The organism is Actinocatenispora thailandica (assembly GCF_016865425.1).
Lineage (GTDB): Bacteria > Actinomycetota > Actinomycetes > Mycobacteriales > Micromonosporaceae > Actinocatenispora > Actinocatenispora thailandica.
The window spans coordinates 4,915,124-4,927,595 of record NZ_AP023355.1 but is presented as its reverse complement, the minus strand read 5'-3'; the positions used below and the strand labels follow the sequence as shown (position 1 = coordinate 4,927,595).

The window sequence follows — 12,472 nt, the reverse complement described above, 5'->3', positions numbered from 1 at the left end:
ACGATCCACAGTGGATTGTTCGAGAGGACCATGATGAAGCGCAAGAAGCTGCTGCTGTCGGCGTTCGCCGGCCTGATCGGCGCGATCGCGGTGGCGGCGCCCGCCGCGGCGCACGTCACCGTCAATCCCAGTACCGCGGAGCCCGGCAGCTATGCGCGGGTGACGTTCCGGGTGCCGAACGAGACGGACACCGCGAGCACCACCAAGGTCGTGGTGTACCTGCCGGCCGACCGTCCGATCGCCTCGGTGAGCGTGCAACCGGTACCGGGCTGGCAGGCGGTGCCGCACAAGACGAAGCTGGCCAAGCCGCTCACCACCGACGACGGGAACGTGACCGAGGCGGTCGACCGCATCACCTGGACCGCGCGGTCCGGGGCGGGCATCGCGCCCGGGCAGTTCCAGGAGTTCCCGGTCAGCCTGGGCCCGCTGCCCAAGTCCGGCACGCTGACGTTCAAGGCGCTGCAGACCTACTCCGACGGCAAGGTCGTGCGGTGGATCCAGACCGGCAGCGGTGACACCGAGCCGGAGAACCCGGCACCGGTACTGACGCTCGCCGCCACCGGTGCGCCGAGCGCGCCGGCCGCCACCTCGACGAAGGCCGCCGCGGCCGGCGCGAGCGACGGGCCGGGCTCCGGTACCGCGCTGACCGTCGGCGTGATCGGGCTGGTCGCCGGGCTCGCCGGGCTGGCCCTGGGCGGCGTCGCGTTCGTCCGGTCCCGCCGCGCCGACGACTGACCGGCCCGGGCAGCGGGCCGGGCGGCGCCTGCTGCCCGGCCCGGCGCGCGGCACGCCGCGACCTGCGTCCCGGGCGCCGAGGGGACAGAATGGTGTCATGCCATTGCCCATCGAGAACTACGCGCTGATCGGTGACACCCATTCCGCCGCGCTGGTCGGTTCGGACGGGTCGATCGACTGGCTCTGCCTGCCCCGGTTCGACTCGCCCGCCGTGTTCAGCGCGCTGCTGGGCGGTCCGTCGGACGGTCGCTGGCAGCTCTGCCCGGCCGGCGAGGTCTCGTCCGTGCACCGGCGCTACCGGGACGAGACGATGGTGCTGGAAACCGACTTCGTCACCCCGACGGGCCGGGTCCGGGTCATCGACTTCATGCCGGTCCGGGACCGCCGCGCCGACGTGATGCGCACCGTCGAGTGCGTCGACGGTACGGTCGAGATGCGGATGGAATGGGTGATCCGTTTCGATTACGGCGAGATCGTGCCGTGGGTGCAGCGGCGCAGCGACGCCCAGGGCCGGCCGGCGATCACCGCCATCGGCGGCCCGGACGCGGTCTGCCTGCGCGGCGACCCGCTGCCCGAGCACGACTCGACCGACCACCGGCACGTCAGCACGTTCACCGTCGCGGCGGGGGAGCGGCGCACGTTCTCGATGACCTGGTACCCGTCCTCGGATCCGGATGTGCCGACCGAACACGACGTGGACGAGCAGCTGCCGCGCACCGAGCGCTTCTGGCGCAGCTGGGCGCGCAAGTGCAAGTACCGCGGGCCGTACCGGGCGCAGGTGGTGCGGTCGGCGCTGACCCTGAAGGCGCTGACGTACGACCCGACCGGCGGCATCGTCGCGGCGCCGACCACCTCGCTGCCCGAGCAGCTCGGCGGCGAGCGCAACTGGGACTACCGGTACTGCTGGCTGCGGGACGCCTCGCTGACGCTGCGGTCGATGCTGGATCACGGGTACAAGGCCGAGGCGAAGGCGTGGCGGTCCTGGCTGCTGCGGTCGGTGGCCGGTGACCCGGAGGATCTGCAGATCCTGTACGGGGTGGCCGGCGAGCGGCGGCTGTTCGAGTGGACGGTGGACACGCTGGACGGCTACCAGGGTGCGAAGCCGGTCCGGGTCGGCAACGCGGCGAGCGGCCAGCTGCAGCTCGACGTGTACGGCGAGGTGCTCGACGCGCTGCACGAGGCGCGCGTCGAGGGGGTCAAGGAGGACGACTTCTCCTGGCCGCTGCAGCTGGCGCTGGCCGACAACCTGCTGTCCAAGTGGGACCAGCCGGACAACGGGATCTGGGAGGTGCGCGGCGAGCTGCGGCACTTCACCCATTCCCGGATGATGGTCTGGGTCGCGCTCGACCGGCTGGTGCAGGCGGTCGAGGTGAGCGGGCTGCCCGGCGACGTCGAGCGCTGGCGGACCATGCGGGACGAGGTGCACGAGGAGATCCTGACCAAGGGCTGGAACGACGAGGTCGGCGCGTTCACCCAGTACTACGGCGGGTCCACTGTGGACGCCGCGGTGCTGCTGATGCCGCAGGTGGGCTTCCTGCCGGCCGACGACGAACGGTTCCTGAGCACGGTGGCGGTGATCGAGCGGGAGCTGCGCGACGGCCCGTTCGTCAAGCGCTACTCCACCCGGCCGGCGGAGGCGGAGAGTTCCACCGTGGACGGTCTTCCGCCGGGCGAGGGTGCGTTCCTGATGTGCAGCTTCTGGCTGGTCCGGGCGTACGCGATGGCGGGCCGCACCGAGCAGGCCACCGAACTGTTCGACCAGTTGCTCGGGCTGTGCAACGACGTGGGGCTGCTCGCCGAGGAGTACGACATCGAGCGGAACCGGATGCTCGGCAACTTCCCGCAGGCGTTCAGCCACCTGGCGCTGATCTCGGCGGCGCAGGCGGTCACCACGGCGGGTGCGCCGGACCGTGGCCGGGTCCGGGAGCAGTCGGACGGCCCCGGTTACGGCGAGTTGCGCACCCGCTGACCGGGTCCGGCCGCCGGGTCCCGATGGCGGCACCGGTGGCCGGCTGCGGTTGGCGGCCGCCACCGGACGGCCGAAAGCCCCTGGACGCCATGCGCCAGAGGCCTTCGGTTTTCCGGGCGATCCCCCGTGGTCGGGCCGGCCGCACCGCCGGGCCGCCAACCGATCGCCGTGGTGGTCGGACCCGCCTGGTCACCACCAGGGGCACGCGCCGATGATGATTGCGATGCCCACGCCAATGCCGATCAACATGGCCGTTTCCCCTCCGCCCGTTCACGAGGTCAGACCTCATGAACACTTACGGCAACCGTAAAGCTACAGCACGTGACCTCATCGGCGCAGGTCAATGGCGTTATTTCAGGGTAAGAGCCGTTATCGCCGGTATGGTCAGGCCGGCACCGCGTAGCGCGCCAGCTTCTCCTCGTCGACCGTGACGCCGAGGCCGGCTCCGGTCGGCACCGGCAGCGTCGCGTCGGTCAGCGCGAACGGCTCGGTGATCAGGTCGTCTGCGTGCAGGTAGTACATCGAGTCGATCGCGTACCGCAGCGCCGGAGTGCTCGCCGCGAGCGCCAGGTGCGCCGCGGTGGAGATGCCCAACTCGCCGCCGGAGTGCAGGTTCATCCCCAGCCCGAACGTGTCGCAGTGCGCGGCCAGCGCCTTGTTCGCCGCGATGCCACCCCACTTGAACACGTCGCCGTGGATCACGTCGACCGCACCGGCCCGTACCGCCGGGGCGAACTCCTCGAACCGCACCACGCACATGTTGGTGCACAACGGGATTCCCAGCTGGCTGCGCACCGTGGCCATGCCCTCGATGCCGACGACCGGGTCCTCCAGGTACTCCAGGCCGAGCGCCTGCAACGCGCCACCCAGCCGCAGCGTTTCCGGTACCGGCCAAGCCGCGTTCGGGTCGACCCGCAGCCGGACCTGCGGCAGCGCGGCCCGGATCGCGCGCAGGATCGCCACGTCGCCGTCCGGATCGGCGCTGCCCTTCAGCTTCACCGCGGTGAAGCCGTGCTCGGCGACCAGTGCCGCGGTGTGCTCGGCGAGCGCGCGGGGCAGCTCGGCCGCTCCGACCTGTCCGGCGTCGGCGCGGGTCACCAGCGCCGTCAGCGGCACCCGGTCGCGGACCCGGCCACCGATCAGCTCGGACACCGGGCGGCCGGCCGCCTTGCCGATCAGATCCCAGCAGGCGACGTCGATCCCGGCCTTCGCCGCGTACCCGAGGTAGCCGTGGAAGAACGGCAGCATCCGCGTGTCGGCGTGGAACCGTTCCAGCTCGTACGGACTGCGGCCGAGCAGGCCCGGCGCGAGCTCGCGCACCAGCGCCGCGGTCGGTGCGCCCCACATCGTCTCGCCCCACCCGTCGACGCCCTCGTCGGTGCGCAGCCGCAGCACCGTGCGGGTGTTGCCGGTCTTGGTCTCGAACGACGAGGTGAACGCGGTGCGCATCGGCACCGTCACCACCCAGACGTCGACGTCGACGATCCTCACTGATTGCCGCCTTCCGTACCGATGTGCCCGTCGAGGGCCGGCGCCGCGGGTCCGTCGGGCCCGCCGTGAAGCGTATGCTAGAAGTTACTACATACAAATGGAGGCGGCGGATGGGTACGACCAGCCTGATCTCGCCGGCCAGCGTCGGCGTGCTGAACCGGATGCGGGTGCTCACCGCCCTGCACACCGCCGGGCCGCAGAGCCGCGCCGACCTCGCCCGTACCTTCGGGGTGTCCCGGGCCACCGTCGGTACGATCCTGCAGCCGCTGCTGGACAACGGCGTCCTGGTCGAGGGTGCCGCGCCCGCCACCAGCGAGTCGCCCGCCGCCGGGAACGGCTCGCCGGCCACCGCCGCCGGCTCGCCGGCCGTCGGCGCCGAGCCACCGGCCGCGGTAGCCGAGCAGCTGGAGCCCGGCGGCCGGACCCCAGGCCCCGGATCCGGCGGCCCGCCGCGCGCCAGCAACCCGGCACGTTCCGGTGGCAAGCCGCCGCGCCCGGTCTGGTTCTCCGCCGTGGCCCGCTCGATCGGTGCGGTGCAGATCCTGCCGGGCCGCATCGACGTCGCCGCGGTCTCACTGACCGGACAGATCCGCAGCCGGGCCACCGCGGCCTTCGCCGCCCGCGCCGGCGACCCGAGCGCGTTCGCCGCGGCGCTGCGGTCCTGCTGCGCCGAAGGCCTCGCCGGTACCGCGGTGATCGGCGTCGGGGTCGCGTCGGCCGGCCTGGTCGACCCGGACGGGGCGCGGCTGGTCGAACTCAACGCGGCACCCGCCCTCGCCGGGTACCCGGTCGGGGCGGCGCTCGGTGACCAGCTGGGAGCACCGGTCTACCTGGAACATCACGCCCGGGTACAGGCCCTCGGGGACCGCTGGTTCGGTGCCGGCCGCGGCCTCGACACCTTCGCCTCGGTGTCCACCGGAGACAGCGTCGGTGTCGGGGTGGTGCAGCACGGTACGGTGCTGTCCGCGCCCGGCGCCGGCAGCGGTGCGCACCTGACCGTCGCCGCCGGCGGCGCGCGCTGCGACTGCGGTCGCCGCGGCTGCTGGAAGACCGTCGCCAGTCTCGGCTGGCTGCGCCGCCGCGCCGCGGCGCTCGGCGTCCCCGGCGCCCGCGGTACCACGCTGGGCCGGCTCACCGCCCGGGCCGAGCGCGGCGACCGGTCGGCGGCCGGGCTGATCGACGAGTACGCGGCGAACCTCGCGCTCGGGCTGGGCAACGTGCAGCAGCTGCTCGCCCCCGGCACGTTCATCCTGCACGGCGACGCGGCGGCCGGCGGTGCGACGTTCGCCGACCGGCTCGCCGACCACCTCGCCGTCAACTCCCCGCACCGGCCGGACGCCGTACCGACGGTGATGCGCGCCGATCCGAACCGGAACACCGCCCTGCTCGGCTGCGCCGGACTGGTGCTGTCCGAGGGCATGCAGCTGGTGCGCTGAACGGCCGATCGCGAACTCGCCACGCGCGCGGACAGCGCCCGGGCTCAGCGCGCGGCGGCGAGGTTGTGGAACCGCCGGCGCACCGTGTCCATGCCCGGCGTGGCCCGGCTCGGGTGCACCCGGTTGGTCAGCAGCACCGCGTACCGGCCGAGGGTGGGGTCGAGCCAGACGCTGGTGCCGGTGAAACCGGTGTGCCCGTACGACTCGGGCGAGCCGAGGTCGCCGAACGGGCTGGCGTGCGGATCCCGGCCCTGCCAGCCGAGCCCGCGACGCAGGTCGAGCCGGTCGGTGTGGCCGCGGCCCATCAGCGCCAACGTCGGCGCCGACAGCCAGTCACCGGGCACCGTCGTGCCACCGGACAGCACCGCCAGCGCGAGCTTCGCCAGGTCGTCCAGCGTGCCGAACAGCCCGGCGTGCCCGGCCACCCCGCCCAGGACCGCGGCGTTCTCGTCGTGCACGCTGCCCTGGACCACCTCGCCGCGCCACGGGCAGTCCTCGGTGGCCGCGCATCGGTCCCGGTCGGAGGTCGCCGGCCGGAACCCGGTGTCCGGCATCCCGACCGGCCCGGTGACCGCCGTCGCCACCAGCCGGTCCAGCGGCCAGCCGGACGCCGCCTCCGCGATCAGCCCCAGCACCATGAACCCGGCCGAGCTGTACTCCACCGCGGTACCCGGGGCGGATCGCAGCGGCAGCGCCGGCAGCGCGGCGAGCAGCGACGCCCGGTCCGGATGCCGGCGGTACAGCGGTTGCCGGCCGGGCAGGCCCGAGGTGTGGGTGAGCAACTGCTCGACGGTGACCGGAGCGAGCTCACCGTCGGCGTAGCCGGGCAGCCACTCGGCGATCGTCTCGGCCAGCCCCAGCGCGCCGCGCTCGACCAGCCACATGGCGGCCAGCGCGACCACCGGCTTGGTCACCGACGCCCAGTCCCAGAGCGTGTCCGGCCGTACCGGCGGTCCGCCCCAGGACAGCGTGCCCAGGGTGCCGCGGCGACTCGGACCGTCGAGGCCACCGACCGACCATGCCGCCCCGGAGAAGACCCGGGCGCGGTGCGCCGCGTGCAGCAGTTCGGCCTCGCTCGCCCGAATCCCGGCCAGCTCCGGCAGCGTGCGCATGGTTCCTCCCGGTCCTCGTCACGGCAACGATACGGCCGGCTGGACGGTTCCACGGCGATCGGGAACGCGTCAGCTCGCCGTGTCGAGGGCGGTGCGGGCGGCGGCGACCGCACCCGGGTCGGTGACGAAGTGGGTGTCGGCGTCGGCGCTGCCCATCGGTACCGCGGGTCCCGCCTCGCGCCGGGCCACCGGGCGCTTGGCGGACAGGTGCACCGCGGCCGCACCGGCGGCCACCAGGGCCGGGATGTCGGCGGTACGCACGCCGCCGCCGGCCATCAGCTGGATGCCGGGCGCGGCGGTGCGCATCCGCGCGATGGTGCCGGTACCGGCACCGGCGGTCGGGGCGCCGCCGGAGGTGAGGATGCGGGTGAGGCCGAGCTCGGCCGCCAGCACGGCCGCCGCCACCGGGTCGGCGGACCGGTCGATCGCCCGGTGCAGCGTCACCTCGGCGGCGCCGCCGGACGCGGTACCCGCCGCGTCCGTCCAGCGCCGGATCGCCTCGGTGTGCAGGGTGCCCCGGTCGGTGAGCGCACCGACCACCACGCCGGCGGCGCCGGCCGCGAGCACGGTGCGTACCTCGGCGGCCATCAGCGCGATCTCGTCGGCGTCGTAGCGGAAGTCGCCCGGCCGGCAGCGCACCAGCACGTGTACCGGCAGGCCGGCCGCGACGGTGGCCTCGACCAGCGCCTGCGACGGCGTGACGCCGCCGAGTTCCAGTGCGACGCACAGTTCGACCCGGTCGGCGCCGCCGGTCCGGGCGACCCGGGCGCCGGCGGGGCTGGTCACCGCGATCTCCAGCGCGCTCATCCGGCCACCCGACCCGGTCGCCCGGCCGGCTGCGCGGTGCGGCGGGCGTTCACTCGTCCGCTCCGGACAGCGGCTCGTTCGAGGCCGGGATGATCCGCGCGGTCAGGTCCGGGTCGGCCATCTCGGGGTCGAACGGGAACATCGGCCGCCGGATCCGCTGGTGCCCCAACCGGACCAGATCCTGGTCGACGCCGCCCGGGGTGAGCGCCATCTTCCAGTCGGCGGCCATCGCGTACAGCTCCGGCTCCAGGTACCCGATCTTCACGATGACGATCGCCGCGTCCCGCGGCGCCAGCGACAGGTCGGTGAAGTCGTGCTCGTGGTGGTACGGCTTGCGCAGCGCGGTGAGGATCGCGTACACGCTGCCCACCCGCAGCACCACCTCGGTCTCCGCGTCCCGGTCGCCGTGCCGGATCGCGTGCACCACCCCGGTCATCGTCAGCGGGCCGGCATGCCGGTCGTCCACCTCGGCGCCCGCGGTCACCGTGACGGTGGCGCCGACCCCGGCCGCGACCGCGGTGGCGACCGCGGCCGGGCCGGGGACCGAGGCGTAGATGACGGTCGGCCCGCCGTCGCCGAACTCGGGCCGGGCCAGCAGCTCGGTCAGCCCCCAGGTGACGTCGCCGGCCCCACCGGCGGTCGGGTTGTCCCCGGTGTCGCTGATGAAGTACGGCCGGGCCGGGCTGGCGAGCGCCGCGTCCAGGCACTCGGCGTAGGTGCCGGTGGGTGCCACGAAGTCGAAGTCGCGCCGGGCGTCCCAGAAACCGCGGGCCAGCCGCTGCGCGCCCGCCGCGACGGCGGTCTGGTCCGGGCCGGTGACCACCACGGCGGCGCGGTTGCGCGGTTCGTCGGCCCAGGCGTACCCGACCCAGATCGCCGCGTCGGTCACCCCGTCGGTGGCCTCCACCTCGTCGACCGCGGCGTACACGCTGCGGGCCGGCTCGATCCGAGTGGAGGTCTGCTCGCCGGCCAGCAGCACCGGCACCGGCACCCACGCCTTGACCGGCCGGTCGGCGCCGGTGCGCAGCAGCTCCAGCAGGTTGCGGGCGGCGCGCTCCTTGGTCTGCATGTGGTCCTCGTGCGGCGCCATCCGGTAGCAGGTGATCAGATCACTCTGGTGTGCCAGCTCGCGGGACACGTTGCCGTGCAGGTCCATCGAGGTCGACACCAGCACGTCCGGCCCGACCACCTCGCGGATCCGGTGCAGCAGCAACGCCTCCGCGTCGTCGATGCCTTCCACCGTCATCGCCCCGTGGATGTCGTACCAGAGGCCGTCCAGGTGTGGCATCGCCGCCAGCCGGGCGAGCAGGTCCTCGGACAGCTCGGCGAACGCCGCCGCCGTCGCCATCCCGCCGGGCAGCGACTTGCCGACCAGCGCCCCGCGCCAGTCGGCCGCCGCGCGCAGCGGCGCCCCCTCGGCGAGGAACGGGTACCGGGTGAGGACCTCGGCGCCGCGCTGCGGGTGGAACGCCGGAGCCTCGGTACGGGCCGGCGAGAACGTCGACGACTCGATCCCGAGCCCGGCGATGGCGATGACGGGATGGCTGATCGGGGTGCGGGACATGGCTCTCCAACATTGTTCGGTGCGTGGGAACGTCGTTTCGTACGGCCGGATCGACGGCGCCGGGACGGTCGGGTCAACGGCGCCGGGACGGTCGGGTCGGTGCGGCCGGTGCAGCGGTGGCCATGCTGGCCAGGGTGGCCTCCAGCGCGTGTTGCAGGGCGAGCTGGCCGGCGCCGACCAGGCCGGCGTCGGCGCCGAGGCTGACCCGTTCGATGACCAGGTGGGTGGTGGCGAGCGGGTGGCAGCCCTCGTAGAGCTGGCTGCGCACGGCGGCGACCAGCGGGTCCAGTGTGGACAGTATGCCGCCGAGGTACACCGCGTCCGGGTTGAAGAAGTTGACGTTGGCGGCGAGCACCATGCCCAGGTACTTGCCGGCGCGGCGGACCGCGCCGGTGGCCTCCGGGTCGGCCTCGTTGGCCAGCCGCACCACGTCCTCCAGCGTCCGGATCTCGGGCCGGACGGCGCGCAGCTCCCGGACCAGGGTGGCGCCGGACGCGACGGTCTCCAGGCAGCCGGTGTTGCCGCAGCCGCACGGCTTGTCGCCGGCGGCGTCGATGCGCACGTGGGTGATCTCGCCGGCCACCCCGGCGGCGCCCCGGTACAGCCGGCCGTCCACGATGATGCCGGTGCCGATCGCCGAGCCGATCTTCACCGTGATCGACTGCCGCTGCTCCGGGGGCCGGATGGCGTGCTCGCCGAGCGCCATGCTGTTCGCGTCGTTCTCGCTCACCGCCGGCAGCCCGAACCGGTCCTCCAGCCACTCGGTGACCGGGAACTGGTTCCAGCCGGGCATCCGGGACGGCAGCGTGACCGTACCGGTGGACACGTCGACCGGGCCGGGCAGCGACAGCCCGACACCGCGCAGCCGGTCCCGGCCCCGCGTCTCGGCCAGCGACTCCAGCGTGTCGGCCAGCAGCGGCAACGCGACCTCGGGCCCCTCGCCGACCGCGAACGGCACCGTCGTGGCGTCGGCGAGGGTGCCGCCGGGCAGCACCACCCCGACCCGGGCGTGCCGGCCGCCGACGTCGGCGGCCACCGCGAACTCGTCGGTACTGCCCAGCCGCAGCACCTTGCGCGGCCGGCCGCCGGTCGACGACTGGGTGCCGTGTTCGGCGATCAGCCCGCGGTCGACGAGCTGGCCGACGGCGGTGGAGATGGTCGACGGTGCGGCGCCGAGCAGCGCGGCGAGTTCGGTGCGGGAGGTCGCGCGCCCGGCGGCCACCAGCTCCAGTACCCGCGCCACGAGCGGCGGCGATCCGACTCGTGCACTTTTTTCGCTCATGCAGAAAGTAACTTCCTCGACGGTCCGGGTGCGGCCTCACGGTACGCCGATCTTCGGCTCCGCGGCAGTGTGGGTCGCCGCCCGTACCGGCTTTGTTCAATCCGCTATGACCTGCATAAACGCCCATCCAGGCGGCTCGCCGGACGTCCCGTCCTTATTTCGGGACCGCAGAAACCGACTTGTTACGGTGCCCCATCTGTTTTTTCGGTCGGGGGCCGCGTTCACTGGCCAGCGTTCCCCTCCCGTTCACCATCGAGGAGAGACGATGTCCTTCCGCCGCATGGCGGCCCGCCGCCGCCTCGCGCTCGCCGCCGGCGCTGCCGTCGCGGCGAGCGCGCTGCTCGCCGGCTGCACCGGGACGAGCAGCTCGTCGTCCGGGTCGTCAGACTCGATCAACTACGCGCTGCCCGCCAACTTCACCCCGAACTGGCTGCTGCCGATCGGCACCGCGGCGCACCTGAACACCAACAACGGTTCCATCGCCGCGGCGATGTGGGAGCCGCTCGTCGCCTACGACGGGTCCACCGGCAAGGTCGGCTGGAACAAGAAGGGCTCGATCGCGAGCGCCGCCGACTTCGCCGCCGACGGCAAGAGCGTCAAGATCACCCTCGGCGACCGGCACTGGAGCGACGGCAAGGCGATCACGAGCCGCGACGTCGAGTTCTGGTACAACCTGATCACGGTCAACAAGAAGCAGTACGCGAGCTACAGCCCGGGCAAGGCGCCGGACAACTGGACCACGCTGAAGGCGACCGACGACCGGCACTTCACCATCACGTTCGACAAGGCGTACAACTCGCAGTGGATGCTCGCCAACGAGCTGAGCCTGATCAAGCCGCTGCCGCAGCACGCCTGGGACAAGACCTCCGCCTCGGCGAAGGTCAGCGACGCGGACCGCACCGCGGCCGGCGCCAAGCAGGTCTGGACCTACCTCAACGAGGCGGGCAAGGACATCTCGAAGTACGCGTCGAGTCCACTGTGGAAGACCGTGAGCGGCCCGTACACGGTGAAGTCGTTCTCCACCGCCGGCAAGGTGGTGCTCACCGCGAACAAGAAGTACGACGGCGGGGAGAAGGCGGGCATCTCCACCGTCAACCTGCTGCCGTTCACCACCACCACCGCGGAGACCAACGCGCTGCGCGCCGGGAGCGTCGACTACGGCTACATCGACCCGGGCGACCTGGACCAGAAGGACGCGTTCGCCTCCCGGGGCTACACCGTCGAGCCGTGGACCGGCTGGGCGATCACCTACATGCCGTACAACTTCAACAACCCGACCATGGGTCCGGTGTTCAAGCAGCTGTACGCGCGGCAGGCGATCCAGCGTTCCATCGACCAGGCCGGCCTGGTCAAGGCGATCTTCAACGGCACCGCGACCCCGGGTACGGCCCGGTGCCGCAGGGGCAGGACTCGAACTTCGTGTCCGACACGCAGAAGAACAACCCCTACCCGTTCGACACCGCGGCGGCGACCAAGCTGCTCACCGACCACGGCTGGACCAAGCAGAACGGCGTGATGGTCTGCACCAAGCCGGGCAGCGGCGCGAACCAGTGCGGCAGCGGCGTCAAGGCCGGCACCAAGTTCGCCATGGAGGTGCTGTCCCAGTCCGGCTCCACCGTGACCGACAACGAGATGAGCGCGATCCAGTCCTCGCTGGCGAAGACCGGCATCAAGTTCTCCATCCGTACCGCGCCGGTCAACTCGGTGCTGTCGCAGACCCCGCAGTGCAAGGCCAGCCAGTCGATCTGCAAGTGGCAGCTGTCCTACTTCGGCACCGCCGGCAGCTGGTACTTCCCGGCGTTCCCGACCGGCGACTCGCTGTTCGCGTCCAGCGGTGGTTCGAACTTCGGCAACTACAGCAACCCGGACGTGGACCAGCTGATCGACAAGACCACCACGTCGAACGACCCGAGCGCGATGCAGGACTACAGTGCCGCGCTGGCCAAGGACCTGCCGGTGATCTGGCTGCCCGAGCCGGACTACCAGATCTCGGTGATGAAGAACGGCCTGGGCGGTTTCAGCCAGGACTCGCTGGCGAACTTCCACCCGGCCCAGTGGAAGTGGAACAAGTAGTCC

Annotated in this window: 8 protein-coding genes and 1 pseudogene; 4 read left to right on the top strand and 5 right to left on the bottom strand. The window is 72.7% G+C overall.

The window, feature by feature from the left end:
- Positions 1-15: 15 nt before the first annotated feature.
- Both Athai_RS21895 and Athai_RS21890 read left to right on the top strand, forming a co-directional pair.
- The gene (locus tag Athai_RS21895) at positions 16-735 is read left to right on the top strand and encodes a YcnI family protein (protein WP_338028152.1); all 720 of its coding nucleotides are present in this window, start codon (positions 16-18) and stop codon (positions 733-735) included.
- A 97-nt stretch (positions 736-832) separates the two neighbouring features.
- The gene (locus Athai_RS21890) at positions 833-2,704 is read left to right on the top strand and encodes a glycoside hydrolase family 15 protein (RefSeq protein ID WP_203963234.1); all 1,872 of its coding nucleotides are present in this window, start codon (positions 833-835) and stop codon (positions 2,702-2,704) included.
- A gap of 384 nt (positions 2,705-3,088) precedes the next feature.
- Here the strand turns inward: Athai_RS21890 and Athai_RS21885 are convergent, their stop codons facing one another.
- Positions 3,089-4,195 carry a mandelate racemase/muconate lactonizing enzyme family protein gene (locus tag Athai_RS21885; protein WP_203963233.1) on the bottom strand — a complete coding sequence of 369 codons (1,107 nt, stop codon included), beginning with the start codon at positions 4,193-4,195 and terminating at the stop codon, positions 3,089-3,091.
- Between the two features lie 110 nt (positions 4,196-4,305).
- Here Athai_RS21885 and Athai_RS21880 point away from each other — a divergent pair, with 110 nt between their 5' ends.
- On the top strand, positions 4,306-5,631 hold the full coding sequence (locus Athai_RS21880) for an ROK family protein (protein ID WP_203963232.1): 1,326 nt from the start codon (positions 4,306-4,308) through the stop codon (positions 5,629-5,631).
- 44 nt (positions 5,632-5,675) lie between these two features.
- On the opposite strand, the gene Athai_RS21875 is transcribed toward Athai_RS21880, so the two are convergent.
- The 4 genes from Athai_RS21875 to Athai_RS21860 form a co-directional block, all read right to left on the bottom strand.
- Positions 5,676-6,743, bottom strand: a complete 1,068-nt coding sequence (locus tag Athai_RS21875; RefSeq protein ID WP_203963231.1) for a serine hydrolase domain-containing protein — start codon at positions 6,741-6,743, stop codon at positions 5,676-5,678.
- A 69-nt stretch (positions 6,744-6,812) separates the two neighbouring features.
- Positions 6,813-7,550, bottom strand: coding sequence for a copper homeostasis protein CutC (locus Athai_RS21870; RefSeq protein WP_203963230.1), 738 nt, complete (start codon positions 7,548-7,550; stop codon positions 6,813-6,815).
- A 49-nt stretch (positions 7,551-7,599) separates the two neighbouring features.
- Positions 7,600-9,114 (bottom strand): M81 family metallopeptidase, encoded by a 1,515-nt coding sequence (locus Athai_RS21865; protein ID WP_239157087.1) that lies wholly within the window; start codon positions 9,112-9,114, stop codon positions 7,600-7,602.
- Positions 9,115-9,187: 73 nt separating this feature from the next.
- Positions 9,188-10,396 carry an ROK family transcriptional regulator gene (locus Athai_RS21860; protein WP_203963229.1) on the bottom strand — a complete coding sequence of 403 codons (1,209 nt, stop codon included), beginning with the start codon at positions 10,394-10,396 and terminating at the stop codon, positions 9,188-9,190.
- Between Athai_RS21860 and Athai_RS35365 the strand changes: the two are divergent.
- Positions 10,395-12,469, top strand: a pseudogene (locus Athai_RS35365) (peptide ABC transporter substrate-binding protein). The gene Athai_RS21860 and the pseudogene Athai_RS35365 overlap by 2 nt on opposite strands.
- The last annotated feature ends 3 nt before the right edge of the window (positions 12,470-12,472 follow it).